The sequence below is a fragment of the Streptomyces nitrosporeus genome, from assembly GCF_008704555.1.
Taxonomy (GTDB): Bacteria; Actinomycetota; Actinomycetes; order Streptomycetales; family Streptomycetaceae; genus Streptomyces; species Streptomyces nitrosporeus.
This window is the reverse complement of the sequence record NZ_CP023702.1, coordinates 6,622,951-6,646,952: the sequence shown is the minus strand read 5'-3', so window position 1 is coordinate 6,646,952 and position 24,002 is coordinate 6,622,951. Positions and strand designations below refer to the sequence as shown.

General features: G+C 73.6%; 21 protein-coding genes. 10 read left to right on the top strand and 11 right to left on the bottom strand.

The window, feature by feature from the left end:
• Positions 1-13 precede the first annotated feature (13 nt).
• Complete coding sequence (locus CP967_RS29440) at positions 14-1,615, top strand: hypothetical protein (protein WP_150490879.1); 1,602 nt, start codon at positions 14-16, stop codon at positions 1,613-1,615.
• A 41-nt stretch (positions 1,616-1,656) separates the two neighbouring features.
• On the opposite strand, the gene CP967_RS29435 is transcribed toward CP967_RS29440, so the two are convergent.
• Complete coding sequence (locus tag CP967_RS29435; RefSeq protein WP_150490878.1) at positions 1,657-3,156, bottom strand: SCO1417 family PLP biosynthesis transcription factor; 1,500 nt, start codon at positions 3,154-3,156, stop codon at positions 1,657-1,659.
• A 98-nt stretch (positions 3,157-3,254) separates the two neighbouring features.
• Here CP967_RS29435 and yczE point away from each other — a divergent pair, with 98 nt between their 5' ends.
• The 4 genes from yczE to CP967_RS29415 all read left to right on the top strand — a co-directional run bounded on the left by yczE (position 3,255) and on the right by CP967_RS29415 (position 6,744).
• On the top strand, positions 3,255-3,926 hold the full coding sequence (yczE, locus tag CP967_RS29430; protein WP_150490877.1) for a membrane protein YczE: 672 nt from the start codon (positions 3,255-3,257) through the stop codon (positions 3,924-3,926).
• A complete protein-coding gene (locus tag CP967_RS29425) occupies positions 3,923-4,693 on the top strand; it encodes a glycerophosphodiester phosphodiesterase family protein (protein ID WP_150490876.1) in 771 nt (256 codons plus the stop codon). The genes yczE and CP967_RS29425 overlap by 4 nt, the downstream gene beginning before the upstream one ends.
• Before the next feature lie 40 nt (positions 4,694-4,733).
• The gene (locus CP967_RS29420) at positions 4,734-6,104 is read left to right on the top strand and encodes an MFS transporter (RefSeq protein ID WP_150490875.1); all 1,371 of its coding nucleotides are present in this window, start codon (positions 4,734-4,736) and stop codon (positions 6,102-6,104) included.
• Positions 6,105-6,369: 265 nt separating this feature from the next.
• Complete coding sequence (locus CP967_RS29415) at positions 6,370-6,744, top strand: RNA polymerase-binding protein RbpA (RefSeq protein ID WP_014044757.1); 375 nt, start codon at positions 6,370-6,372, stop codon at positions 6,742-6,744.
• Between the two features lie 93 nt (positions 6,745-6,837).
• Here CP967_RS29415 and fxsA read toward each other — a convergent pair whose 3' ends face one another.
• The 4 genes from fxsA to CP967_RS29395 all read right to left on the bottom strand — a co-directional run bounded on the left by fxsA (position 6,838) and on the right by CP967_RS29395 (position 11,070).
• Positions 6,838-7,431, bottom strand: a complete 594-nt coding sequence (fxsA, locus tag CP967_RS29410) for an FxsA family membrane protein (RefSeq protein WP_150490874.1) — start codon at positions 7,429-7,431, stop codon at positions 6,838-6,840.
• Between the two features lie 120 nt (positions 7,432-7,551).
• A complete protein-coding gene (locus CP967_RS29405; RefSeq protein WP_150490873.1) occupies positions 7,552-8,319 on the bottom strand; it encodes a polyprenol monophosphomannose synthase in 768 nt (255 codons plus the stop codon).
• Between the two features lie 588 nt (positions 8,320-8,907).
• Positions 8,908-10,557: an amidohydrolase gene (locus tag CP967_RS29400; RefSeq protein WP_150490872.1), complete on the bottom strand. Its 1,650-nt coding sequence runs from the start codon at positions 10,555-10,557 to the stop codon at positions 8,908-8,910.
• Between the two features lie 72 nt (positions 10,558-10,629).
• The gene (locus CP967_RS29395; protein WP_150490871.1) at positions 10,630-11,070 is read right to left on the bottom strand and encodes an Lrp/AsnC family transcriptional regulator; all 441 of its coding nucleotides are present in this window, start codon (positions 11,068-11,070) and stop codon (positions 10,630-10,632) included.
• Between the two features lie 203 nt (positions 11,071-11,273).
• Between CP967_RS29395 and CP967_RS29390 the strand changes: the two genes are divergently transcribed.
• Positions 11,274-11,672 (top strand): hypothetical protein, encoded by a 399-nt coding sequence (locus CP967_RS29390; protein ID WP_150490870.1) that lies wholly within the window; start codon positions 11,274-11,276, stop codon positions 11,670-11,672.
• Between the two features lie 143 nt (positions 11,673-11,815).
• On the opposite strand, the gene CP967_RS29385 is transcribed toward CP967_RS29390, so the two are convergent.
• From CP967_RS29385 to CP967_RS29375, 3 genes are all read right to left on the bottom strand, one after another.
• Complete coding sequence (locus tag CP967_RS29385) at positions 11,816-12,988, bottom strand: acyl-CoA dehydrogenase family protein (RefSeq protein ID WP_150490869.1); 1,173 nt, start codon at positions 12,986-12,988, stop codon at positions 11,816-11,818.
• A 324-nt stretch (positions 12,989-13,312) separates the two neighbouring features.
• Entirely contained in the window at positions 13,313-13,456 is a 144-nt protein-coding gene (locus tag CP967_RS29380; protein ID WP_150490868.1) for an SCO1431 family membrane protein, read from the bottom strand.
• 325 nt (positions 13,457-13,781) lie between these two features.
• Positions 13,782-14,267 (bottom strand): TetR/AcrR family transcriptional regulator, encoded by a 486-nt coding sequence (locus tag CP967_RS29375; RefSeq protein ID WP_150490867.1) that lies wholly within the window; start codon positions 14,265-14,267, stop codon positions 13,782-13,784.
• A gap of 151 nt (positions 14,268-14,418) precedes the next feature.
• On the opposite strand from CP967_RS29375, the gene CP967_RS29370 reads away from it, so the two are divergent.
• Both CP967_RS29370 and CP967_RS29365 read left to right on the top strand, forming a co-directional pair.
• Positions 14,419-15,036, top strand: a complete 618-nt coding sequence (locus tag CP967_RS29370) for a CGNR zinc finger domain-containing protein (RefSeq protein ID WP_150490866.1) — start codon at positions 14,419-14,421, stop codon at positions 15,034-15,036.
• Positions 15,037-15,251: 215 nt separating this feature from the next.
• Positions 15,252-16,448 (top strand): IS701 family transposase, encoded by a 1,197-nt coding sequence (locus CP967_RS29365; protein ID WP_150490865.1) that lies wholly within the window; start codon positions 15,252-15,254, stop codon positions 16,446-16,448.
• Here the strand turns inward: CP967_RS29365 and CP967_RS29360 are convergent.
• A complete protein-coding gene (locus CP967_RS29360; protein WP_150490864.1) occupies positions 16,388-18,352 on the bottom strand; it encodes a helix-turn-helix domain-containing protein in 1,965 nt (654 codons plus the stop codon). The genes CP967_RS29365 and CP967_RS29360 overlap by 61 nt on opposite strands.
• A gap of 273 nt (positions 18,353-18,625) precedes the next feature.
• Here CP967_RS29360 and CP967_RS29355 point away from each other — a divergent pair, with 273 nt between their 5' ends.
• Both CP967_RS29355 and pabB read left to right on the top strand, forming a co-directional pair.
• Positions 18,626-19,387: a methyltransferase domain-containing protein gene (locus CP967_RS29355; RefSeq protein WP_150490863.1), complete on the top strand. Its 762-nt coding sequence runs from the start codon at positions 18,626-18,628 to the stop codon at positions 19,385-19,387.
• Positions 19,388-19,441: 54 nt separating this feature from the next.
• Complete coding sequence (gene pabB / locus CP967_RS29350; protein WP_150490862.1) at positions 19,442-21,634, top strand: aminodeoxychorismate synthase component I; 2,193 nt, start codon at positions 19,442-19,444, stop codon at positions 21,632-21,634.
• 119 nt (positions 21,635-21,753) lie between these two features.
• Here pabB and CP967_RS29345 read toward each other — a convergent pair whose 3' ends face one another.
• The gene (locus CP967_RS29345) at positions 21,754-22,863 is read right to left on the bottom strand and encodes a transaldolase family protein (RefSeq protein ID WP_150490861.1); all 1,110 of its coding nucleotides are present in this window, start codon (positions 22,861-22,863) and stop codon (positions 21,754-21,756) included.
• A 75-nt stretch (positions 22,864-22,938) separates the two neighbouring features.
• The gene (locus CP967_RS29340; RefSeq protein WP_150490860.1) at positions 22,939-23,922 is read right to left on the bottom strand and encodes a carbohydrate kinase family protein; all 984 of its coding nucleotides are present in this window, start codon (positions 23,920-23,922) and stop codon (positions 22,939-22,941) included.
• Positions 23,923-24,002: the final 80 nt, after the last annotated feature.

Here is a 24,002-nt window from a genome sequence, read left to right as displayed (position 1 = left end):
CCAGGAGACCGACGTGGCCCGGCGACCCCTCCCCCGCATCCTGACCGGTGGCAGCGCTTCGATCACGCGCGGCCGCGCGTTCGCGCGCACCGCCGCCGGCGGTGCCACCGACGTCCTCCATCCGCTGATCACAATCGTCCGCGGCCTGCGGCTGCTGGCGGGAGCGGGGCGCAGGAGGTGGGCCGCGACACCCGGGGACCGGCGCGGGCACGTGCTGTTCCTCGTCGCGGCCTGCGTCCTGGGCGTGGCGCTCCTCCCGTACGGGTTCCTGCTGGCGGCCGTCTCGCTGATGGGCGCCGCCGCGTGGAGGGGCAGGGACCGGGCCCCCGCGGTGAAGGGTCCGGGCGAGGCGGAGGCCGCGCGGCTCCGGTCGCTCTACGAGGCCCTGGTGCCGCACTTCTCGGCAGCCGACGACCCCGGCCCGCTGTTCGCCCACGGCGGCGACTGGGAGAAAGCCTTCGGCACCTCGTTCGCGTTCGACGGGAACGGCCGCCTCACCCGTCTGGAGGTGAGCTACCCCGCGTACGTCGCCGACGGCGACCCGGCCCTGCGGGCCCGTGTCGAGCAGGTGCTCGACGCCAAGGCCGGCCGGGGCCGGGAGTACCACTTCGCCTGGGACGAGGAGAACAACCGCCTGCTGATGACGGTGCTGGACCCGCTGCCGGACACGATCGCCGCCCAGCGCTTCGTGGCCGCCCCGGGTGAGACGGTCCTCGGCTTCACCGACGACGGCTCGGTGCGGCGCACGGTCCCGGTACGGGACGGGGACGGGACCCGCGACGCGGCCCCGGTCCTCTGGCGCACCGGCACCCGCTCCACCGAACCCCATCTGCTGGCCGTCGGGCACCCCGGCAGCGGCACCACGACCCTGCTGCGTTCGCTGGCCCTCCAGGCCCTCCAGCACGGTGACCTGCTGGTCGTGGAGGGCGGCGGGAGCGGCGGGTACGGCTTCCTGAACGGGCGCGACGGCGTCCTGGCCGTCGAGTGCGGCCTGTCCGGGGCCCTGGCCACGCTCGAATGGGCCGCGCACGAGACACAGCGCCGGCTGATCGCCGCCGACCGCGCCCGCCAGGCCGGCCACCCCGAGCCGGAGGACATCCGCCGGCCCCTGTGGATCCTGCTGGACCGGCCGAGCGCCCTGGGCCACCTGGCGGCGGCCGAGGGCCGGCCCGAGCCGCAGGAGCTGCTCCAGGTGCCGTTGCGGCACGGCCGGGCGGCCGGGGTGACGGTCGTCGTCGCGGAGCAGTTCGACAGCCTGGACACGTTGTCCGAGGCCGTACTCCGGCACACCCGGGCCCGTGCCGTGCTCGGCCCCGCCACCCGCGAGCAGGCCGAGGCCGTGCTGGGCGTCCCGCCCCACACCACGCCGGTGCCCGAGGTACCGCCGGGCCGGGGGTACGCCCGGCTGGGCGCGGGGCCCGTGCTGCGGCTCCAGGTGCCCGCGACCCCCGACCCGTACGACGAGGCGACCGGTGAGGCGCACCGGCAGGCCGTGCTCGGTCTGCTGCCCGGCGCGGCGGATCCGGCCGGCCGGGCTGCGGAGGGCGACGGGCGGGAGCCCGCGCCCGGCCGCACGGGCCCGCTGGTGGCGGCACCCGCCACCGCGGAGGGGTGACCCCGGAACACTTCAGGAGACCTCAGGGCACTTCGAACGCCTCAGGCCACGAACGTCCGGGGGGACTCCACTCCCGCGCCGGCGCCCGAGCCGACCAGTTCCGCCGCCGCGGCCAGCCGCAGCGCCGCCTCGTCCGCCACCGGCCCGCCCACGGTGAAGGGGAGGCGCACATAGCCCTCGAAGGCACCGTCCACCCCGAACCGGGGCCCCGACGGGACCCGTACCCCCACCCGCTCGCCCGCCACCGCGAGCCGTGAGCCGGACAGTCCGCCGGTGCGCACCCAGAGGGTCAGCCCGCCGCGGGGCACCTCGAACTCCCACTCCGGCAGCTCCCGGCGCAGCGCCCGTACCAGCGCGTCCCGGTTCTCCAGCGCCTGGGCGCGCCGGACGGTCACCGCCTGCTCCCAGCCTCCGGTCCCCATCAGCCAGTTGACGGCGAGCTGTTCCAGTACCGGTGTCCCCATGTCGGCGTAGGCGCGCGCGGCGACCAGACTGCGGATGACGTCCGGGGCGGCCCTGACCCAGCCGATCCGCATCCCGGCCCAGAACGCCTTGCTCGCCGATCCGACGGTCAGCACCGTGCTGCCCGCGGGGTCGAAGGCGCAGACCCGTCGGGGCATGCCGGCCTCCGGGTCCAGCCGCAGTTCCTGCATCGTCTCGTCGGCGACCAGCACCGTCCCCGCCGAGCGCGCGGCCTCGACCAGGGCCCGGCGCTGCTGTTCGTCGGCCAGCGCGCCGGTGGGGTTGTGGAAGTCCGCCACGACGTACGCCAGCCGGGGCGCCGCGTCCCGCAGGACCTGGCGCCAGCGGTTCAGGTCCCAGCCGCCCAGCCCTTCCTCCATGGCGACCGGGACCAGCCGGGCGCCCGCCTCCCGCATCAGCTGGAGGATGTTGGCGTAGCTCGGGGACTCCACGGCGATGCGCTCGCCGCGCCCCGCGAAGAGGTGGCAGATCGCGTCGATGGCACCCATCGCGCCGGTGGTCACCATGATCTGTTCCGGCATCGTCGGGACGCCGTGCCCGGTGTACCGGTCGGCGATCGTCCGCCGCAGCGCGGGCAGGCCCGCCGGATAGTCGCCGTGTGTGTGCGCGTAGGGCGGGAGTTCCTCCAAAGCGCCCTGGAAGGCCCGGGTCAGCCAGGGTTCCGGGGCGGGCAGTGAGGCGCAGCCCAGGTCGATCACGGAACCGAGTGACTCGGGGGGCAGCGGCTCCAGGCCGCGGGCGGGCAGCGGGTTGCCCGCCGGGACGGCCGTCCAGCTGCCGGCCCCGCGCCTCGACTCCAGGAAGCCCTCGGTGCGCAGGGCCTCGTAGGCGGCGGCGACGGTGGTCCGGCTGAGCGAGAGGGCGAGCGCGAGTTCCCGCTCGGCGGGCAGCCGGGCGGCGACCGGCACGCGGCCCTCCAGGACGAGCAGCCGGACGCCGTCGGCGAGCGCGCGGTAGGCGGGCGGCCTGCGGCTGCCCGGTGGCACCGGGCGGGGCTGCTGCGCGCGGAGCTGCCGGGCCAGCTGGGCGGCACCCACACTTGAAGTCCACTGCGCCATGAAATCAGTCCACCTTCCTCTAATTGGCCCTACTTGGCGGCTGTTCCCCCGCCACAGAGTGGCACGGAGCAGTCCACTACCACCACAGGGGGTACCACGTGTCCATCCAGACCGCCCGGGGCGGCGAGGCCCGGCTCGCCCGCCGGCTCACCCGGCTCTACGCGGGGCTGGCGCTGTACGGGGCGAGTTCGGCTCTCCTGGTACGCGCCGGACTCGGCCTGGAACCCTGGGGCGTGCTGCACCAGGGCCTCGCCGAGCGGACCGGCCTCTCCATCGGTGCCGTCTCGGTCGTCGTGGGGGCCGTCGTCCTGCTGCTGTGGATACCGATCCGGCAGCGCCCCGGGCTGGGCACCGTCTCCAACGTCTTCGCGGTGGGCATCGCGATGGACGGCACACTGGCCCTCGTACCGGATGCGCACGGGGCGGCGGCCCGCGTCGCCCTGGCGGTCGCGGGCATCGTGCTCAACGGGGCGGCCACCGGGCTGTACATCTCCGCCCGCTTCGGGCCCGGTCCGCGCGACGGGCTGATGACCGGGCTGCACCGGCTGACCGGCCGGTCCGTCCGGCTGGTGCGGACGGCGATCGAGGCGGCCGTCGTGGTGACCGGGTTCCTGCTGGGCGGGTCGCTGGGGGCCGGCACCCTGCTGTACGCACTGTCGATCGGCCCGCTCGCCCAGTTCTTCCTGCGTGTGTTCGCCCTCCCGGAGCCGGACGCCGGCCCCCGGGGTGCCGTCGGCCGGACACCGGGGGGAGCGATACTTCCGCGGTGAACACAGCTCCGGGGCGCCACCCCTATCTGGACCACCCCTCGACGATCCCGTTCGCCCACCGCGGCGGGGCCTCGGACGGGCTGGAGAACACCGCGGCCGCCTTCCGGCGGGCCGCGGACGCGGGCTACCGCTACTTCGAGACCGATGTCCACGCCACGGCCGACGGCCGGCTCGTCGCCTTCCACGACGCGACCCTGGACCGGGTGACGGACGCCGGGGGGCCGATCGCCGCACTCCCGTGGAGCGAGGTGTCCCGGGCCCGGGTCGCCGGCACCGAGCCGCTGCCGCTCTTCGAGGAGCTGCTGGAGGAGTTCCCCGCGGCCCGCTGGAACGTGGACATCAAGGCGGAGCCCGCGCTGCGGCCCCTCGTCGACCTGGTCCGCAGGACCGGGGCCTGGGACCGGGTGTGCGTGGGGTCGTTCTCGGAGTCGCGGGTGGCCAGGGCGCACCGCCTGGCCGGCCCCCGTCTGGCGACCTCCTACGGCGTCCGCGGGGTGCTCGGGCTGCGGCTGCGTTCGTACGGCGTACCGGCGGCCGTGCGGGCGGGGGCGGTGTGCGTCCAGGTGCCCCGGAGCCGGAGCGGCATCCGGGTCGTCGACCGCGCGTTCGTCCGCACCGCGCACGCGCGCGGCCTGCAGGTCCACGTGTGGACCGTCAACGAAGCGGAGGAGATGGCGGCTCTCCTGGACCTCGGGGTGGATGGCATCATGACCGATCACATCGAGACGCTGCGTACGGTGCTGGACGAGCGGGGGGCGTGGGCCTGACGCCGCTCCGGCCGCGCACGGGACGAGCGGGGGGCGCCAGGTGAGCACGGGCACGGGTACGGGGACCGGAGAGGCGGCAGGGCCCGCCGGGGAGGCACCGGCCGGCCGGCGGCGGGAGCAACGCGGCTGGTACTTCTACGACTTCGCCTGCTCCGTCTACTCCACGAGCGTCCTGACCGTCTTCCTGGGCCCCTACCTGACGTCGGTCGCGAAGGCCGCGGCCGACGCCGAGGGGTATGTGCACCCGCTGGGGATACCGGTGCGCGCGGGATCCCTCTTCCCGTACTCCGTCTCGGCGTCCCTCGTGCTCGCGGTGCTCGTGATGCCGCTCGCCGGGGCCGCCGCCGACCGGACGGGGCGGAAGAAGCCCCTGCTCGCCGCCGCCGCGTACACCGGGGCGGCGGCGACCACCGGGATGTTCTTCCTGGGCGGGGAGCGCTACCTGCTGGGCGCCTTCCTGCTGATCGTCGCGAACGCGTCGCTCGCGGTGTCGATGGTGATGTACAACGCCTACCTCCCCCAGATCGCCACGCCCGCCGAACGCGACGCGGTCTCCTCGCGCGGCTGGGCCTTCGGGTACACCTCGGGCGCGCTGGTCCTGGTGCTGAACCTGGTCCTCTACACGGGCCACGACTCCTTCGGGCTCTCCGAGGGCGACGCCGTCCGGATCTGCCTGGCGTCGGCCGGTGTGTGGTGGGGCGCCTTCACGCTCGTACCGCTGCGCCGCCTGCGGGACCGGCGGGTGGCCCCGGACGGCGAGGGGGCCGCGGGTTCCGGCTGGCGGCAGCTGGCGGCGACGCTGCGGGACATGCGCCGCCACCCCGTCACCCTGGCGTTCCTGCTCGCCTACCTCGTCTACAACGACGGCATCCAGACGGTGATCTCCCAGGCGTCGGTGTACGGCTCCGAGGAACTCGGACTCGGCCAGACGACGCTGATCACCGCGGTGCTGCTGGTGCAGGTGCTGGCGGTGGCGGGAGCGCTCGGCATGGGCCGGCTGGCCCTGGTGTACGGCGCGAAGCGCACGGTGCTGGTGTCCCTGGCCGTCTGGACGCTGATCCTCGCCGGCGCCTTCGCGATGCCCGCCGGCACGCCCGCCTTCTTCTACGTCCTGGCCGCGGCCATCGGCCTGGTGCTCGGCGGCAGCCAGGCCCTCTCGCGTTCGCTGTTCTCCCATCTGGTGCCGCGCGGCAAGGAGGCGGAGTACTTCTCGGCGTACGAGATGAGCGACCGGGGGCTCAGCTGGCTCGGGCCACTGGTGTTCGGTCTCGGATATCAGCTGACGGGCAGCTACCGGGATGCCATCCTGTCCCTGGTGATCTTCTTCGTGCTCGGTGCCGTGCTGCTGGCGCGGGTTCCCGTGCGTGCGGGCGTGGCCGCCGCGGGCAACCCCGTTCCGGACCGGATTTAGACGTTGAAGTGAAAGGCCGGTAGTGTACGCCTTTGGCCTGCCCGGAGGACCGTTACTGCGAGTGGATGACACCGAACCGTTGGGTGACATCTTCCGTCAGAGGTGACAAACCGGGCGGTGATGGGTACTGGACCCTGACAAAGGCAGCGGCACGACGGGCGACGCAGGACCGGCAACGGGAATCTTTACCGCCGACCGGACGTTGACCGGATGACGACGACAGCGACACATGTCCTGTGGGCGACAAGCCCGGGAGGCACGATTCATGAGTGAGCGAGCTCTCCGCGGCACGCGACTCGTGGTTACCAGCTACGAGACGGACCGCGGCATCGATCTGGCCCCGCGCCAGGCGGTGGAGTACGCATGCCCGAACGGACATCGATTTGAGATGCCGTTCTCGGTAGAGGCGGAGATTCCGCCGGAGTGGGAGTGCAAGGCGTGCGGCGCCACGGCACTCCTGGTGGACGGGGACGGCCCCGAGGAGAAGAAGGGCAAGCCTGCGCGTACGCATTGGGACATGCTCATGGAGCGGCGTACCCGTGAGGAGCTCGAGGAGGTGCTGGCCGAGAGGCTGGCCGTCCTGCGCTCGGGAGCCATGAACATCGCCGTGCACCCGCGGGACAGCAGGAAGTCCGCCTGACCCGTGTAAGCAGAACAGCACACAGAAGCCGCGGGCCGTGACACCGACAAGGTGTCACGGCCCGCGGCTTCTGTGTGCGGCCGTCGCCGGAGGTCAGCGGCCGAGCGGCGGACGCCGGTCGCCGGTGCCGTCGTCGGGACGGGCCGGGGCGCCGTCCTCGCGGATGACCTCCCCCTGGACGACCTTTCCGTCCGGGCGGTGCATCCGGGCCTGCTGGAAGGCGTCCGAGAACCCTCCGGGCACCGAGTCGCGCATCCGGCGTTCCAGCGAACGCTCCGCGTACCGGCCGAGCAGGGAGCGTACGGGCGGCAGCAGGAGCAGCAGCCCCGCGACGTCGGAGATCATGCCGGGGATCATCAGCAGCAGGCCGCCCAGCATGAGGAAGCCGTTGCCCTTGCTCCCGGAGGCGGGCGGGGCCGGGGCGGCGCCCGCGCCGGGCTGACCGGGCATCTGCTGGAGCGTCTCGGTGAGGTTGCGGAAGGCCCGGCGGCCCGCCCTCTTGATCACCAGGGCGCCGAGCACGGCTCCGGCGACCAGGAGCAGCAGCACGGTGAAGCCGTTCGCCGCGCCGGCCACCAGCGTCAGCAGCCAGATCTCCAGCACCAGCCAGGCGGCGAGGCACAGCGGCAGGAGGGTACGGGCGCGCGAGCGCCGTGGACGGTGGGTGGGCGGGGTGCCGGTCGTCATGCCCCCAGTGTGCCTGTACCGGCGTCCGCGCCGCGTAAGCGGGCCGGGCTCCCGAGGAGCGCGGTACCGCTCCGGGGGCTCTCGCTGCTCCTGCCGGGGGCGGCCCGCCTGCGGGGGCGGTCAGGGCTTCTTGCGGCCCAGGAGCTTGTCGGCCCGGCCCGTGATGCCCCAGCCGGTGACCCGCCACAGCGCCTCGACGAGGATGTCGCGGCTCATCTTGGAGTCGCCGATCTCGCGCTCGACGAAGGTGATGGGTACCTCGACGACGTGGTAGCCGGCCTCGACGGCGCGGCGGGCCAGGTCGACCTGGAAGCAGTAGCCCTGGGAGGCGACCTCGTCGAGGCCGAGGCCCTGGAGGGTGGGGGTGCGGAAGGCGCGGTACCCGCCGGTGACGTCGCGGACCGCGAGGCCCAGCAGCATCCGCGAGTAGAGGCTGCCGCCGCGGGAGATCATCTCGCGGTGCCTGGGCCAGTTGACGACCCGGCCGCCGGGGACCCAGCGGGACCCGAGCACCAGGTCGGCGCTCTTCAGCGCGGTGAGGAGCCGGGGCAGTTCCTCCGGCTGGTGGGAGCCGTCCGCGTCCATCTCGACGAGTACGCCGTAGCCGTGCTCGGAGCCCCAGCGGAAACCGGCGAGGTAGGCGGCGCCGAGGCCCTCCTTGCCCTCGCGGTGCAGGACGTGCACCTGGCCGTCGTCCGCCGCGAGTTCGTCGGCGACCTTGCCGGTGCCGTCGGGGCTGTTGTCGTCGGCGACCAGGATGTCGGCGTCCGGGACCGCGGTGCGCACCCGGTCGACGATCAGCCTGATGTTGTCGACCTCGTTGTAGGTCGGAATGATCACCAGGACCTTGCCGAGCGGGCCGAACTGCCTCTGACCGCCGTCGTTCACTACTGCCCCTTAATCTCCGTACGCAGGTGCACACCATATCCAGCGTGGGGCCGGCGGACCGAGACACGGTGGGGAGGTTCGGCGCCGGATCTCCCGGCGGCCCGGTGAGAAGCGTGGATACGCGGACAGACCGGGCGCCGTCGCGGGCGGGGGCCGGTGTCCCGCCGGGCCTGCCGGGCGGCGCTGCGGATGGGGCCCGGTGTCCTTCGGGCCGGCCTGGGGCCCGCTGGCTGCGGGCCGACCGAGAGCCGTTGTCTACTGAACTCCGGGCCCCGTCCGGGTCTCACCTGCCGTCCGGGCGGTACCCTCCCTCGCCCCCGAGGCGCGGGCGCTGAACCTGGCTGCCAGTGGCGGGGTGCCGGTGCGGCGCCCCGACCCCGTGACCCAGCGGCGTTCGACGACTGCGTGGAGGTCTGCCCGGCCGGACGTCCAGTGGTGGACCCGGCCGAACCTACCCGCCTCCGGGCGCACCCTGTCAACACCTGTGCGACCTGCGGTTTCTCCCGAAAGCACCAGGTCAGTGCCCGCGCGTGGGCAGCCTCCGGGGGGCGCGGGCGCCTTCGATCGGCTGTACCCGGCACCTCGCCGTCACCCGTTCGGCCCCTCGTGGACGGTCCGGCCGCCGACAACGGTGCGCAGGCACACCGGAAGGGCCTCGCCCGGGGTGAGGTCGGGCAGGCCGGGGGTGCCGGAGCGCGGGTCGGTGGACCAGCGGGCGACCCGGTCGTCGGGGGCCTGGACCACCAGGTCCCCGGTACGCCAGACGGCGTAGTCGGCCGGTGCGCCGGGGACCAGCACGCCCGCGTCGTCACGGCCGACCGCCCGCCAGCCGCCCCGGGTGTGCGCGGTGAAGCCGGCCCGTACCGAGACGCGGTGCTCCGGGGTCCGGTGGAAGGCGGCGGCGCGGACGGTTCCCCAGGGGTCCAGCGGTGTCACCGGGCTGTCGGAGCCGAAGGCCAGCGGCACTCCGGCGCGCAGCATCGCGGCGTACGGGTTGAGCGTGGCGGCCCGTTCCACGCCCAGCCGCTGGGCGTACATACCGCTCCCGCCGCCCCAGGCGGCGTCGAAGGCGGGCTGCACGGAGGCGGTGAGCCCCAGTTCGGCGAAGGCGGCGACGGTCTCGGGGGTGAGCATCTCGGCGTGTTCCACCCGGTGCCGGGCCGCGCGGATCCGGGCGAGCCCGAGCGTTTCGGCGGCGGCGCGTACGCCCGCGACGACGGCGCTCAGCGCCGCGTCGCCGATGGCGTGGAAGCCGGCCTGCAGTCCGGCCCGGGTGCAGGCGGTGACATGGGCGGCGATCCGTGCGGCGTCCAGCTGGGCGGTGCCGGTGTGCGGCGCGTCGGCGTACGGCTCGTGGAGGCAGGCGGTGTGCGAGCCGAGGGAGCCGTCGACGAAGAGGTCTCCGGCCGCCCCGACGGCGCCGAGCTCCCGGATCCGCCGGGCGTCCTTCTCGTCCTCGACCGCCTCGGCCCAGTAACCGAAGACCCGGGGCCCGGAGCGCTCGGCGGCGATCCGCAGCAGCCCGGTGAAGTCGTCCTCGTCGGAGATGTCCGGGCCCGCGCACTCGTGCACGGAGCCGATGCCGAGCGAGGCCGCGCGCGCCAGGGCGGCGCGCTGGGCCCCGGCGCGCTGGGCCGGGGTGACGGCCGCGTAGGCGGCGGCGCGTACCGCGTGGTGGGCGGCGCCGGTCAGCGGGGCGTCGGGGTGGTAGCCGGCCAGGTCCCTGACACCGGGGACGAGGTCCAGCAGCGCGGTGGACACGACGGCGGAGTGGACGTCGATCCGGGTCAGGTAGAGGGGGCGGCCGCCGGCCGCCTCGTCGAGTTCGGCACGGCCGGGCGGCCGTTGTCCGGGCCAGCGCGCCGCGTCCCAGCCGTGGCCGAGGACGATCCCCTCGCGTTCGCCGGCGGGGCGGCCGTTCGCGTACGCACGCACCAGATCGAGGGCTTCGGTGAGGGTGCGCGCCGCGGAGAGGTCGAGCCCGGTGAGGGCGAGACCGGTCGCGGTGGTGTGCACATGGGCGTCGGTGAACGCCGGGGTGACCAGGGCGCCTTCCAGGTCGACCACCTCGTCGACGCCGCTCGCGAAGGCGTCGGCCGCTCCCTCCGATCCCACCCAGGCGACATGGCCGCGTTCGACGACCATCGCGGTGGCGAACGGGTCTGCGGGGCTGTGGACGTCTCCACCGCGCAGCAGCACGGTGCGGTGTTCGCCCTGGGGGGCGGTGCTCTCGGTCATGGGACCAGTTTCCCGCCTGCCCGGAACGGACCGGTCCGCGCCCCCCTCTCGGCGCGCCTCGCGGCCCGTGCCTCAGATCCTCGGAGGACGTGCCTCGTACGGGGTGGACAGGACGACGGTCGTACGGGTCGAGACGCCGGCCAGGGTGCGGACGCGGGTGAGGAGGTGCTCCAGTTCCAGGGGCGTGGCCACCCGGACCTTGAGGATGTAGTTCTCGTCCCCGGCCACACTGTGGCACGCCTCGATCTCGGGGATCCCGGCAAGCCGTTCGGCGATGTCGTCGGGGGCGCTGGGGTCGAAGGGTTTCACCGAGATGAAAGCGGTGAGGGGCAGGCCGACGGCCTCGGGGTCGACGACCGCGGCGTAACCGCGGATCACCCCGCGCTGCTCCAGCCTGCGGACGCGCTGATGAACCGCCGAGGTGGACAGGCCGGTGGCCTTGCCCAGGTCGGTATAGCTCATCCGCCCGTCCTTGACGAGCAACTCCACGATCTGACGGTCCAGCTCCTCCATGCGGATCAACCTATGGCCACGACCCCCTCCAGGCACAGCCGCGAGGGCCCTGGAAGGGCACGTTCGGACGGCATGTGACCAACGCCACACAGCTACGGATCAGTAGCCACCGGACCGGCGGTTACGGCCGGCATCCGGTGGGAAGTGCTTGCTGTGGTCGAGGCCGTGGCGAAGAGCCGGCCCACCCGAGGGGGGAATTTCCCATGCAGAGCCTGAAGCTCACCGGCCGTTTCGAGGCGGACCCCGCCGATACGGAGGAGGATCCGGAGGACGACGCGTACGACGTCGAGACCTACCGGGTGATCTGCCCGGCCTGCACGCGGCCCATCGCCCTGCCGGCCGATGAGGACGTCCTGCCGGAGCACGCGCTGTGCCCCACCCCGTGGAACCCGTTCGTGCTCACCGTGTGCCCCGGCACGGGCACCACCGCCTCGCTGGCGCGCCCGGCCGACGAGTCGCCCGAGGACCGGGAGCAGGAGGCGGGGCTGCTGCTGACGCTCCCGCAGGGGCTGGACTGGCGGATGCAGCCCTTCTCGCACGCCGGCGGCCCGGGTTCGCGCCCGCTGCGGCTGCCGGTGCAGCGCCGCCGCCAGGCGGCCTGAGAGGCTGCCCCTTGCGCCGCCGCGCGTCCGGCACGGCGGCGTACGGGCCCTGCGGGCCCGGCCCCGGAGGGTGCCGGGCCGTCACGGCCGTGTGGGGACCGGGCCGTGGGGGCACCGCCCCGGACGGGGCCGGCCGGCGCGGCTCAGCGCGTCTCGGGCCCCGCGAGATGGCGGGCGATGACCATCCGCTGGATCTGGTTGGTGCCTTCGACGATCTGGAGCACCTTGGCCTCGCGCATCAGCCGTTCGACCGGGAAGTCGAGGGTGAAGCCGTAGCCGCCGAGGACCTGGACGGCATCGGTGGTGACCCGCATCGCCGCGTCGGTGCAGAAGAGTTTGGCCATCGCCGCCTGCCGCGAGAACGGCAGGCCCGCGTCGCGGAGCCGGGCGGCCTCCAGGTAGAGGGCACGCCCGGCCTCGACCTGGGTGGCCATGTCGGCGAGCATGAAGCGCAGGCCCTGGAAGTCGGCGACGGGACGGCCGAACTGGCGCCGTTCGGCGGCGTATCCGACCGCCTGGTCCAGGGCCGCCTGGGCCACTCCGACGGCGCACGCGGCGATGCCCAGGCGCCCGGAGTCGAGCGCGGACAGGGCGATGGCGAAGCCCTGGCCCTCGGCGCCGAGGAGCCGGTCGCCGCGGACGCGTACGCCGTCGAAGTGCAGCTGGGCGGTGGGCGAGCCCTTCATGCCCATCTTCTTCTCCGGGAGGGCCGCGCTGAGCCCCGTGGCGTCCCCGGGCACCAGGAACGCGCTGATGCCGCGCGGCCCCTCGCCGCCGCTGCGGGCCAGGACCGTGTAGAAGTCGGCGACGCCGCCGTGGGTGATCCATGCCTTGGTGCCGGTGAGGACCCAGTCGTCCCCGTCCTTCACGGCCCTGGTGCGCAGCGAGGCGGCGTCGGAACCGGAGGCCGGCTCGGAGAGGCAGTAGGCGCCCAGCAGGCCTCCGGAGAGCATCGCCGGAAGATGGGCGAGCCGCTGCTCCTCGGTGCCGAAGCCGGCCAGGGCGTGGCAGGCCAGCGAGTGGACGCTGACGCCGAGGCCGACGGTGAGGCGGGCCGCAGCCAGTTCTTCGAGTACCTGGAGGTAGACCTCGTACGGCTGGTCGCCGCCGCCGAAAGCGGAATCGTAGGGCAGGGCGAGGAGACCGGCCTCGGAGAGCAGGGTGAAGAGTTCACGCGGGAAGCGGCCCGCTTCCTCCTCCTCGGAGGCCCTCGGGGCGATCTCCTTCGACACGATGTCGCGCACCAGCGCGACGAGCTGCCGGGACTCCTCGGTGGGCAGACGGCGTTCCACCGGCTGCGGGGCACGGTCGGACATGACGGCGCTCTCCTCCCTGACGGGCGTTGCGACGGTCGCACGCGCGGGGTGTGAGCGGCGCCGCCGGGTGGTCCCGGGCGGTGCCCGGAGATCTGTGGCTGCCCGGCCGATCCCGCCCGCTCGGATCACGAGGGGTGCTGACCAGCAACTGTGGCGGCTTGAGTATGCCCGATAGGAGCGTCCCCGTCACCGGGTTCCGGAGCCCTGATGATCACGGGGCGGTCGCGGTACGGGCACGGCGGCCACGGCCGGTTGACGAAGCGTCAACCGGGGCGGGCCCGCCACCCGTGGAGTCCGCGCGGGAGGAGAGCCGCGCGGCCGGGCTCACATGAGACCCGCCTGGGTGACGAACACGGCGAGGACGACGACGAGGGTCCAGCCCAGGACGTGCTCCAGGATCTTCGGCCCGTCCTCGGGGCCGCCGGTGCGGGCGTGGCGGAGGTTCTCGGCAGAGCTGGTCGCGGTCATGGCATCTCGCTCGGTTGTTCGGTGTCGGACGTCCCCCCGTGACCCGGACACAGTGCCAGCGAACCGGGGCGGCACGGTAGAGATCCGCGTCACAGCGACGGGGACGCCGGGGACGCGGCGGGCACGGTCCCCTGTTCCCGTACGGCTCCGGGCGGCGGGGAGGGTTGGCCGCTGTGGGGCATGACACAGACCCGTGTACCTCGCCCGTCGGGCCTTCGGGCGCCTCTCCGTTCGCACACGCGCCCCGGGGGCCGCCCGCCCGGCCCGTCCGCCCCGGGCGCGCCGGCCGCCGGGGCGGGCGGGGCGGGGCACGGTGGCGGTGCGGTCAGAACCCGGGGCCTTCCGCTCCCCGCCCCGTCGCCCCCCGCACACCGGGGGTCCGGGTGGTCGCGGCGGCGATGAGCCGGCAGGCCGTGTGGCGCGCCTTCTCCACGGGCTCCGCGACGCTGTCCAGCGCGTGGGCGAGGACCGCCCCTTCGAAGATCAGCAGCAGCTGGTCCGCGAGGAGACCGGGGTCGGCCGCCCCCGCCTCCCCGGCGAGGGCGGCCAGCCTGCCGCGCAGCGCGCGCTTGTGCCGGGCGGCGGCCGTACGGACCACACCGCCGTCCTCGGCCAGCACCGCCTGCGCGTTGACGAACGCGTTGCTGCGGAGGCCGTCGCACGGCGCGTGGGCCCACTCCCCGAGTGCGTCGAAGACCGCGACCAGCTGGGCGCGGGGGTCCTGGTCCGCGGCCTTCGCGCACCGGTCGAGAACGAGCTTCCAGCGCACCTGGCGGCCGTCGAGGTAGGCGAGGAACGCGGTTGTGTTCACGGAGTCTCTCCTTGTGGGGCGCGCCCCGGGCGCGCTGCGGGCGGTCCGGGGCGCAGAACCGGCGCCCGCGGCCCGGGCCCGGCTCCAGGACAGGGAACGCGTAATGGATATAATCGATTTTCTCTCATTACCGTAGCATGGGGGGTAAGGCGTGAAGATTATTTTTTCCGATTACAGCTTCGGGGCCGGTGTCGCCACCGACCTCGTCAACACGTCAGCCGCCGTCCGGCTCAGCACCGGTGAAGTCCTCACCGGGCCGGGGGCGTTGGAACGCTTTCTGCACGAACACGAGGTACGGCTGGACGCCCTGCCCCGGGGCCGTCCGCCGACCGGGACCGATCTCGCCCAGACACTCGCGCTACGCCGGGAGACACGCGCGCTGCTGGAGGCCGGGCACGAGGACGCGGTGGCCGAAGGTGCGAACGGACTGGTCGCACGGGCGTCCGCGGGCCTGTCCCTGCTCCGGGACCCCGCCGGGAACTGGGAGTGGCACATGACCACCGGTCCGCGGGCCTCCGCGGCCGAGGAACTCGGCGCCCTCGTGGGGATCGGGCTGCTCGGTGTGCTGCGCACCCTCGGCCACACCCGGTTCCGGCACTGCGCCTCCCCCGTCTGCGAGGGCATGTTCATCGACACCAGCAAGGCCGGCCGCCGCCGTTACTGCATGCCCGGCCTGTGCGGGAACCGCCAGAACGTGGCCAACTACCGGGCCCGCCACCAGGAGGGCGAAAGGCGCCCGGACCGCGGGGGCGGCCGGGGCCCGCGGTGAACCGGCGAAGGGGGCACGAGGCGGGTGGTGTGTGACCCGGTCACCACCCGCGCGGCTCCTCCCGGCCCCGCGGGACCGCGGACGGGGCCTTCCGTGGTGGTCCGGCCACCACACCGGCCGGGCACGGTGTCGCCGGCGCACCTCGCCGCGGGCGGCCCGTCGCGTGAAACCTGGTGTGCGTACGCAGGACATCTCGTGCTCCGGGAGGCGCCCCCATGCCCGACACCCCGTCACTCCGGCGACTCGCCCGCCCCGCCCGTCCGGCGCGCCCTCACCCCGCCGCCCCCGCGGACACCGTCACCGACCTCTGCGCCGCTCTCTTCGCCGGGTTCTGCGGCTACGACCAGCGGGTCCTGGCACGGCAGTACATGGACGGGCTGCTCCGGGCCGAGGGACGCAAGTCGATCGCGAACATCGCGGCCTCGGCCGGCGTGCCGGGGGACGAGCAGCGGCTGCACCACTTCGTCAGCAGCTCCCGCTGGGCCGTGGGCCCGGTGCGCAGGGCGCTCGCGGCCTTCCTGTGCGGGAACGCCCCCGTTTCGGCCTGGGTCGCCCTGCCGGTGTCGATACCCAAGACGGGCAGACACATGGTGGGGGTGTCCCCGCACTTCTCCGTCGAGGAGGGTCACCGGATCGTCGGGCAGCGGGCCTACGGGGTGTGGTACGCCTCCGAACAGATGATCGCACCGGTCGGCTGGCGGCTCGGCCTGCCCGGCTCCGGCTCCGGCTCCGGCTCCGGGCGGGAACTCCCGCGCGAAGCCGGTGTCCCCGGCGCGCGGGACTGCGTCACGGATCTCCTGGACGACGTCTGCGCCTGGCAGGGCCACCCGCGGCTGTTCGTGACGGACGCCCGGGGCGACGACGAGCAGGAGCGGGTGGCCCGGCTGTTCGGACGTACGTCCCCTCTCGCCGTGCGCATCAGCGGGCACACGCTGCTCGCCGTGGACACCCGGCGCCCGGGAGCCGGGCGCCATGAGCGCCTCGCTCCGGCGCACTCCGCTCTCGACCGGGCGCGCAGGACGCGCTCCGGGTGCCCGGGGCGGGGCAGGGAGAGCCCGCTCTCGACCGCGACGGCGCGTGTACGCCTCCCGGGCCCGCCGGACGCGGGGCGCCCCGGACCGGCGGACGGTCTCGCCCTCGTCGGCGTGTGGAACGAACTCCGCGGGGACCCCGCCGAGTTGTGGCTCACCAACGCCGGCGCCCCTTCGCCGTCGTCCCTGCTGCGTGCGGCACGGCTGGCCCGCGCGGTCGGTGCCGGGTGGCGTACCCGCGGCAGGCAGGCCGGACTGCGGGACTACGAGGGGCGCTCGTTGCGGGGGTGGCACCGCCACATGACCCTGGCTTCCTGCGCCTACGCGATGGCGGAGCTGCGGTCCGCCGGGTCCTCGGGCGGCTCCTCCCTGGTCGCCTGACCGCTCGCGTCGTCCTTCTTCTGCAGCAGCACGCCGTGCGTACGGTGCAGCCGGAGCGCCACCTGCACCTCGAGGGCCCGCTCCGGCCCGAGCCAGTCGGCACCGAGCAGTTCGGTGATCCTCTCCAGCCGGCGGGAGACGGTGTTGGGGTGGACGTGGAGCGCCTCCGCGGCACGGCGCGGGCTGCCTCCGGCGGCGAAGTACTCGTCGATGGTCCTGGTGAGTTCGGTCGAACGCTGGGCGTCGTAGTCGAGGACCGGTCCGATCGTGGCGGCGATGAAGCCCGCGGCGTCCCGGTCGTCCGACAGGAGCACACCGAGGAAACCGAGGTCCTCCGTGGAGGCGTGGGCGCCGACCCTGTCGAGGGAGACCAGCGCGTCCAGGCACCGCAGCGCCTCCTGGTGGACCTGCTGGACCAGGGCGGGGCTGGAGACCGGGCCCGCCGCCCCCACCGTCGCCGGGTGGTCGAGCAGGGGGGCGAGTTCGGTGGAGACCTCGGCGGCCGTGACGCTGGAGTCCCGGGAGGGCAGCAGCAGGGAGATGCAGCCGTTCTGCATGCTCCTCAGCCCGCCCGTCCGCCGCGCGTAGGCCGCCGCCCAGCTCGCGACCCTGCCCTGGGCGCCGCCCTCGGGGCGTACGACCACGACGACATGCGGCCTTTCGAGGTCGACGCCCAGTCTTCGGGCGCGTTGGACGAACTGCTGGGCGGACCGGTGGGGCGCGGCCAGCAGGTCCTCGAACAGTTCGTCCCGGAACGGGCTCGCGGCGGCCGCCTCCCCGCGGTGCGTCTGGAGCAGCACCGCGACCGACTGGGCCGCCAGCCGCAGCGAGATCCCGTCCGGGCCGTCCAGCGGCTCACCGGGGTGCACGAGCAGGACGGCGAGCTCTTCGCCTCCCGCCACCACCGGCACGGCCCAGGTGCCCGTGGACAGGAGGACGGGCCCGCGCCGTACGGACACCCTGCCGGAGGCCTCCCGTACCTCGGCCCCGTCCGCCTCGGGTATCGTCCCGCAGGCCGCGAGCGGCCGGTACTCCATGTCCCGCACCCCCACCGCTCCGTGGAACATCTCGGCGAGCCCGGAGACCAGGACGCCCAGGCTGCCTCCCCCGAGAGCGCGGTCCACCAGCCCGGCGTGCCGTTCCGCCTGCTCCCTGAGCCCGTTCAGCCGCGAGGTGACCCGTGCCGTCTCGGACTGGAGGGCAAGCACCTCGGCACGGCTCCGCTCCAGGGTGCGCGTCTTCTCGATGGCCACGGCGGCCATGTCCCCCAGCGAGCTCATCAGGGACACCTCGCCGACGGTGAAGTGCCGCACGTTGCGGTCCGCGGCGTACAGCACCCCGAACGCCTCCTCGCCGAACTTCAGCGGGGCCGCGATGACGGCCCGCAGCCCCTCGGCCCGGACCACCTCGTCCAGGACCCTCGTATGCCGCAGCCGTTCGTCCGCGAGGTAGTCGGCACTCCACATCGGTACGGACTGCTTGACGGCCTCGTCGCCCAGGCCCGCGGAGTAGGGGACGCGGTAGCCGACGGTCAGGGCGGACGCGTGGCCGTCCGCCGTGCGGACGAAGCTGTCGCCCGCCCCGGGATCGCGGAAGCTGATGTAGGACATGTCCAGGCCGAGCAGGGTACGGGTACGACGGGTGATGGTCGCCAGCAGGGCGTCCAGGTCGTAGGGGAGGATCAGGTCGCGCGCGGTGTCCACGAGTGCGGACAGTTCGCTCTCGCGCTGCTGCCGGCGCGAGAACAGGGCGTGGATCCCGGCCGCCATGTCTCCGGCCCTCTCCAGGTACCGCGCCGCACCGGTCTCCCCCGCGTCCTTCCGGGCCTGTCGGAGCAGGTCCTCGATATCGGTCAGCGGCGCCTCCGCGGCGAGCAGTTCGAGAACACTGAGCATCTGTCGCATACCGGAACATCCTGATGAATTCATCTATTGGCTGCCTTGTCCGACAGGGCGTGCGCGATTCCCGATCGCACCCGCTGATTACACGACTTTTCTGCGAGCACCTTCCCTGCGAGGGGGCCGCATCACCCCATGTGATGTGCATCACACATCATGGACGGTGTTCCCGTCACCACCACCGCCGTCAGACGTGTCACCGGATCACCTTCCTCGGCGGGGGAATTCGTAGAAGAGTAATGTGCCAGACAGGATTCACCCCCGAGTTCCGGAGGTCCGATGTCCGACGTGCGAAGCCACCTCAAATCCCTGGAACGGAGCAGGCTTTCGAGGTCCGACCCAAAACGCCCCGGCGTCTTCTCCCTCGCCGGCCGTGAATGGGACTTACTGGACGAGGTTTTCGCACCGATCCATTCCCCTTCGACGAGCATCGCTCTCGATTTCCTCGGACTCACCGAACCGGACCCCGGGGCAGCACCTTCCTCCCTGCTGGAGATCGGCTGCGGCTCCGGGGTCATTTCCGTTCAGGCCGCCCTTTCCAACTGCACGACCGTGGCGGCGGACATCAACCGGAGCGCCGTCGAGAACACCCGGATGAACGCGGAACGGCACGGTGTCACCGACCGCCTGACGGTGCTGCACAGCGACCTGTTCGACGCACTGGACGACGGGGCCCGGTTCGACCGCGTCTTCTGGAGTTCCAACTACGTGAGGGCCCCGGCCGACTACCGCTACGGATCGGTCCACGAACGCGCTTACGTGGACGCCGGATACCGCACCCACCGCAGATACCTGGAGCAGGCGGTGCACCACCTGACCGACACCGGCTCGGCGCTGCTGCATTTCTGCGAACGGGGCGACGCGGCCGGGCTGGCGGGCATCGCCGAGGAGACCGGGCGCGAACTGCGGGTCCTGCGCCGCCGCACGGTGCTCGAAGGGACCGACCCGGTCGAGCACACCCTGCTCGAAGTGCGTCCGGCGGGCCGGCACGCCCAAAGCGGCGCCCGTGACACCGCCTCCGGCCTGCCGGTGCGCGGCTGACTCCCGCACCGCCGCGGTCCGGCCGGCCACGACTTCCAGGAGACGTCACCACCGATGCGCACTCTGCTGGTCGACAATCACGACTCGTTCACCTACAACCTGTTCGACTACCTGGCACAGATTTCCGGTGAGGAGCCGACGGTCGTCCGCAACGACGACCCGGGATGGCGTTCCGGGCATCTCGCGGATTTCGACAGGGTGGTTGTTTCACCGGGCCCCGGAAACGCCGCGCGCCCGGCCGATTTCGGAATATGCGAGGACATCGTACGCGAGGCCGCGGTTCCCCTGCTCGGTGTGTGCCTCGGGCATCAGGGAATCGCTCTGGCCGGCGGCGGAAAGGTGTCCCCGGCGCCGGAACCCTGCCACGGGAGGATTTCTTCCGTGGTGCACACGGGGGCAGGGGTCTTCGACGGCCTTCCCTCCCCGTTCGACGCCGCACGGTACCACTCGCTTGCCGTCACCCGGCTCCCGGAGGAGATCGAGGCGACAGCATGGACGTCTGACGGAATTCTCATGGGGATGCAGCACCGGCACCGGCCGCTGCACGGAGTCCAGTTCCACCCGGAGTCGATCGGGACCGAATACGGGATGCAGCTCCTGAAGAATTTCGTGGACCTTTCCCCGGGCCGGAGGACGTTCTTCTCAGGCCCTCTCGGCGCCACCCGGCCGCGGGAGTCCGGAAACCCGCGGGAGGAGACGCCCGGCCCGGAGCGGAACCGGCCCCCACGACGCCGTCTGCGGGTCCGCGCACGACGGCTGCGGACCCGGTGGGACGGCGAAGCCGTCTTCCAGGACCTGTACGGAGCCGCCCCGCGTTCCTTCTGGCTGGACAGTGCCACCGCCACCGGCGAACTTGACCGGTTCTCGTTCATGGGCGACGCCTCCGGCCCCCTCGCCCGCGTCGCCACGGCCGACGTGTCCAGCCGCACGGTGCGCGTCGACTCCCGTACCGGCACGGAGATCGTCACCGGTGACTTCCTGAGCTGGCTCGACGAGGACCTGCGCCGTACGGACACCCGGGTGCCCGGGCTCCCCTTCGACTTCACGCTCGGCTGGGTCGGCTGTCTGGGGTACGGGCTGACCCCCGTCTCCGGCAGGGCCGCGGCGCACCCCTCGCGGGAGCCGGACGCGGCGATGCTCTTCGCCGACCGTGCCGTGGTCCTCGACCACCGCGAGGGCATGACGTACCTCCTCGCCCTGGAGGGCGAGGCACCGGCGGCCCCCGGCGGCGACGCGCCCACGGACCCTGGCGGTGAGGGCGCCGGGGAGCGGGACACGGCACGTGCGTGGCTGACGAGGACCGCCCGCCGTCTCGAAGCCCTGGCGGGCCACGGACCGGCACCCGCCCCCGCGCCGCCCGCCCACGGTGTCCGGGTGGACCTGCGGCACAGCCGCCAGGAGTACCTGGACCTCATCAGGGCCTGCCAGGCGGAGCTGAGGTCCGGTGAGTCGTACGAGATCTGTCTCACCAACATGGCCTCGGCACGGGTGGACCTCGACCCGTGGCGGAGCTACCGGTATCTGCGCCGCTTCGCACCCGCCCCGTTCGCGGCGCTGCTGAAGTTCGACGAGCTGTCGGTGCTGAGCAGTTCCCCCGAGCGCTTCCTGCGCGTCGGCGCGGACGGTACGGCGGAGTCGAGGCCCATCAAGGGCACCAGGCCGCGCGGGAGCACACCCGAGCACGACGCCGCCCTGGCCGACGAACTGCGCACCGACGAGAAGGAGCTGGCGGAGAACCTGATGATCGTCGATCTGGTCCGCAACGACCTGGGCCGGTGCGCGCGAACCGGTTCGGTCGCCGCCGACGACGTCTTCCGTGTGGAGACGTACGCCACCGTCCACCAGCTCGTCAGCACCGTCACCGCCGTCCTGGACCCGCGCAGCAGTGCCGTCGACTGCGTGCGCGCGGCGCATCCGGGCGGCTCCATGACCGGAGCCCCCAAGGAACGGACCATGCAGATCATCGACCGGCTCGAAGGCGGCCCACGCGGCGTCTACGCGGGAGCCATCGGGTACTTCTCGCTCTCCGGGGCGGCCGATCTGAGCATCGCCATCCGTACGGCCCTCCTCACGCCCGGCCTGGTGAGGTACGGCATCGGCGGGGCGATCACCGCCTTGTCGGACCCCGAGGCCGAGTTCGAGGAGACGGCCGTCAAGGCGGCGCCGCTGCTGGCACTGCTGGGAGCCGTGTTCCCCGGCCGCGACACCGCCTCCGAAAACGTCTCCACCGGTACGCGTCCCGCCTGAGGCGAATCCGCACGGGGCCGGAGCCGGGGGCGGGGGCGGGCGGGCGCCGGTCCGGCCCCGCACCCGCCCGGTCCCGTGCCCGCCCGTCGGAGGGCCTCGTCCGTCCTGCCCCGCGTCCCTCATCCCCCGGCTCCTGCCGCGAGTTCCCACAGCGATCCGGCGAGTGCCGCCCGCTCCTCCGCCCGCCCGCGGAGCTCCGCGGACGCCACCTCCCCCGCGAGCTCCTCGATGTCCACACCCCCGGCCCGTAGTTCCGACAGGTCTCTCCGCGCGGCCGCGGACTCCCCCAAGAGCGTGTCGCCCCGCAGCCGGCCCTGCCGGGCCACCGCGTCGACGGTGCGCGCCGGCATCGCCTGGACGGTGTTCCACGCCACCAGGTCCTCCGCCCGGCGGACCGCCGTCGCGCCGTCCGCCTCCGCGGCGCCGGACCAGAGCAGCCGCTGCTGCCCGGCCCCCGCGCTGCGGAGCCTGCGCCAGTGGCTCGTACCGAGGCGTTCCTCGTACAGGTGGTACACGACACGGGCGAGAGCCAGTGCGAAGCGGCCGTGCGGCACCGTGCGCCCCTGCCGCTCGCGGAGCGCCGTCTCCATCCGGACCGCGCCGAAGGAGGCGACCGAGCCGCGGACCGGCGGGCGCCCGGCGGCGAGGGCCCGTTCGAGCCCTTCGAAGCAGGCGTCGGCCGCTTCCTCGTACGCGCGCGGCGCGTAGAGGTGGCTGATGTTCACCCCGATCCCCTCCGCGAGGCAGCCGCTCACCACTTGCAGGCCCGCCGCGGTGGCGGGCACCGTGATCAGCAGGTTGGGACGGTCCACCGCGCGGACCAGGCCGCGCGCCTCGGCGAGCGAGCCGCGGACGTCGTCCGCGGACCTCGGGTCCAGTTCGGCGCACACCCATCCGTCCGCCCCGTGCGTGGACGCGAACCGTGCCGCGAGCATGTCGCAGGCCCGGCGGGCGTCCTGGCGGTGCAGTGCCCGCAGGACCTCTTCGGCTCCGGCGCCCCGCTCGCCGAGCGCGCCGATCTGCCCGCGGTAGGCGGTGCCCTCCCGCACTTCGCGCCCGAGCTCCCGCAGGGGCAGGAGGGCGCCGGTCACCGAGGCGTTCGAGACCAGGCGGCTCAGAGTCCCGTCGGTGAGGGTCCGGCGGGTGACCTCGTCCAGCCAGACGGAGACCCCTTCATGGGCCAGGTCCGACAGAGCGGAGCCGCTACGAGCCGTCTCTGCTTCGTCCACTGTTCACTCACTTCTCCTCTCGTCGGGCGTCCTCGGTGCCGGGGCCCGGCACCGGGGACGCCCGGGGGCGCACCGTCACCCCAGCTGTTCCAGGTGCGGGGCCAGGCGGGCGCCCACGAACTCCCCGTACGTCGCCGTGACACGCGCCAGCAGGTCCTTCCCGGACGCCCGGTAGAGCTGGGATCCCACGGCTTCCAGCGCCTCGGCCGCCAGGGCGCAGCCGAGCGGGACCGCCGTGTCGGGTGCGAACCCCCAGCTGGTGGCGGCGAGGAAGCCGGCACGGAAGGCGTCGCCGGCGCCGGTGGGGTCCACCACGCTCCCGGACGGCACGGCCGGGAAGGACTCCCGCACACCGCCGGCGGTGGCCATACGGACCCCGTCGGCACCGTGTGTGACGATCCAGGCCCCCACCCGGGAGAGGATCTCCTCCCGGTCCCAGCCGCTCAGTTCGGTCAGGAGGCCGGCCTCGTAGGCGTTGGTGAACAGCCAGCGCGCCCCGGTGACGAGCAGGCGCGCCTCGTCACGGGTGAGCCGGGCGAGCTGCTGCGAGGGATCGGCCGCGAACGCGACGCCCAGTTCCGCGCACCGCCTCGTGTGCCGGATCATCGCGTCGGGGGCGTCGGGCGCGACCAGCACCAGGTCCAGCCCGCCCGGCCGGGCGGCGAGGCCGGTGAGGTCGATCCGCGCGGCCTCCGCCATGGCCCCGGCGTAGAACGTGGCGATCTGGTTCTGGTCCTGGTCCGTGGTGCACGTGAAGCGTGCGGTGTGCAGCCGGCTGGAGACGCGGACGTACCCGGTGTCGACGCCGTTCTCCTCCAGCCAGCTGCGGTAGTCGTCGAAGTCCGCTCCCACCGCGCCGACCAGATGGGGCGTCAGGCCCATCCGGCCGAGCCCGAAGGCGATGTTCGCGGCGACCCCGCCCCGCCGCACCTCCAGGTCGTCGGCGAGGAAGGAGAGCGAAAGGTGACCGAGCCCGCCCGGTACCAGCTGCTCCGTGAACCGGCCGGGGAAGGTCATCAGATGGTCGGTGGCGATGGAACCGGTGATCGCGATACGCACGGTGTCGTCCCCCAGGGGTGTCCGGTGGTCGTCATGGGCCGGTCCGCTTTCCGGCGGGCCCTGACCGGATCTCTCCGTCC

What these genes read in the sequence shown, in the direction of transcription:
- CP967_RS29435 (WP_150490878.1), bottom strand. Translation starts at nt 3,156, where the DNA reads ATGGCGCAGTGGACTTCAAGTGTGGGTGCCGCCCAGCTGGCCCGGCAG.
- CP967_RS29415 (WP_014044757.1), top strand. Translation starts at nt 6,370, where the DNA reads ATGAGTGAGCGAGCTCTCCGCGGCACGCGACTCGTGGTTACCAGCTAC.
- fxsA (WP_150490874.1), bottom strand. Translation starts at nt 7,431, where the DNA reads ATGACGACCGGCACCCCGCCCACCCACCGTCCACGGCGCTCGCGCGCC.
- CP967_RS29400 (WP_150490872.1), bottom strand. Translation starts at nt 10,557, where the DNA reads ATGACCGAGAGCACCGCCCCCCAGGGCGAACACCGCACCGTGCTGCTG.
- CP967_RS29395 (WP_150490871.1), bottom strand. Translation starts at nt 11,070, where the DNA reads ATGGAGGAGCTGGACCGTCAGATCGTGGAGTTGCTCGTCAAGGACGGG.
- CP967_RS29390 (WP_150490870.1), top strand. Translation starts at nt 11,274, where the DNA reads ATGCAGAGCCTGAAGCTCACCGGCCGTTTCGAGGCGGACCCCGCCGAT.
- CP967_RS29385 (WP_150490869.1), bottom strand. Translation starts at nt 12,988, where the DNA reads ATGTCCGACCGTGCCCCGCAGCCGGTGGAACGCCGTCTGCCCACCGAG.
- CP967_RS29380 (WP_150490868.1), bottom strand. Translation starts at nt 13,456, where the DNA reads ATGACCGCGACCAGCTCTGCCGAGAACCTCCGCCACGCCCGCACCGGC.
- CP967_RS29365 (WP_150490865.1), top strand. Translation starts at nt 15,252, where the DNA reads ATGCCCGACACCCCGTCACTCCGGCGACTCGCCCGCCCCGCCCGTCCG.
- CP967_RS29360 (WP_150490864.1), bottom strand. Translation starts at nt 18,352, where the DNA reads ATGCGACAGATGCTCAGTGTTCTCGAACTGCTCGCCGCGGAGGCGCCG.
- CP967_RS29355 (WP_150490863.1), top strand. Translation starts at nt 18,626, where the DNA reads ATGTCCGACGTGCGAAGCCACCTCAAATCCCTGGAACGGAGCAGGCTT.
- pabB (WP_150490862.1), top strand. Translation starts at nt 19,442, where the DNA reads ATGCGCACTCTGCTGGTCGACAATCACGACTCGTTCACCTACAACCTG.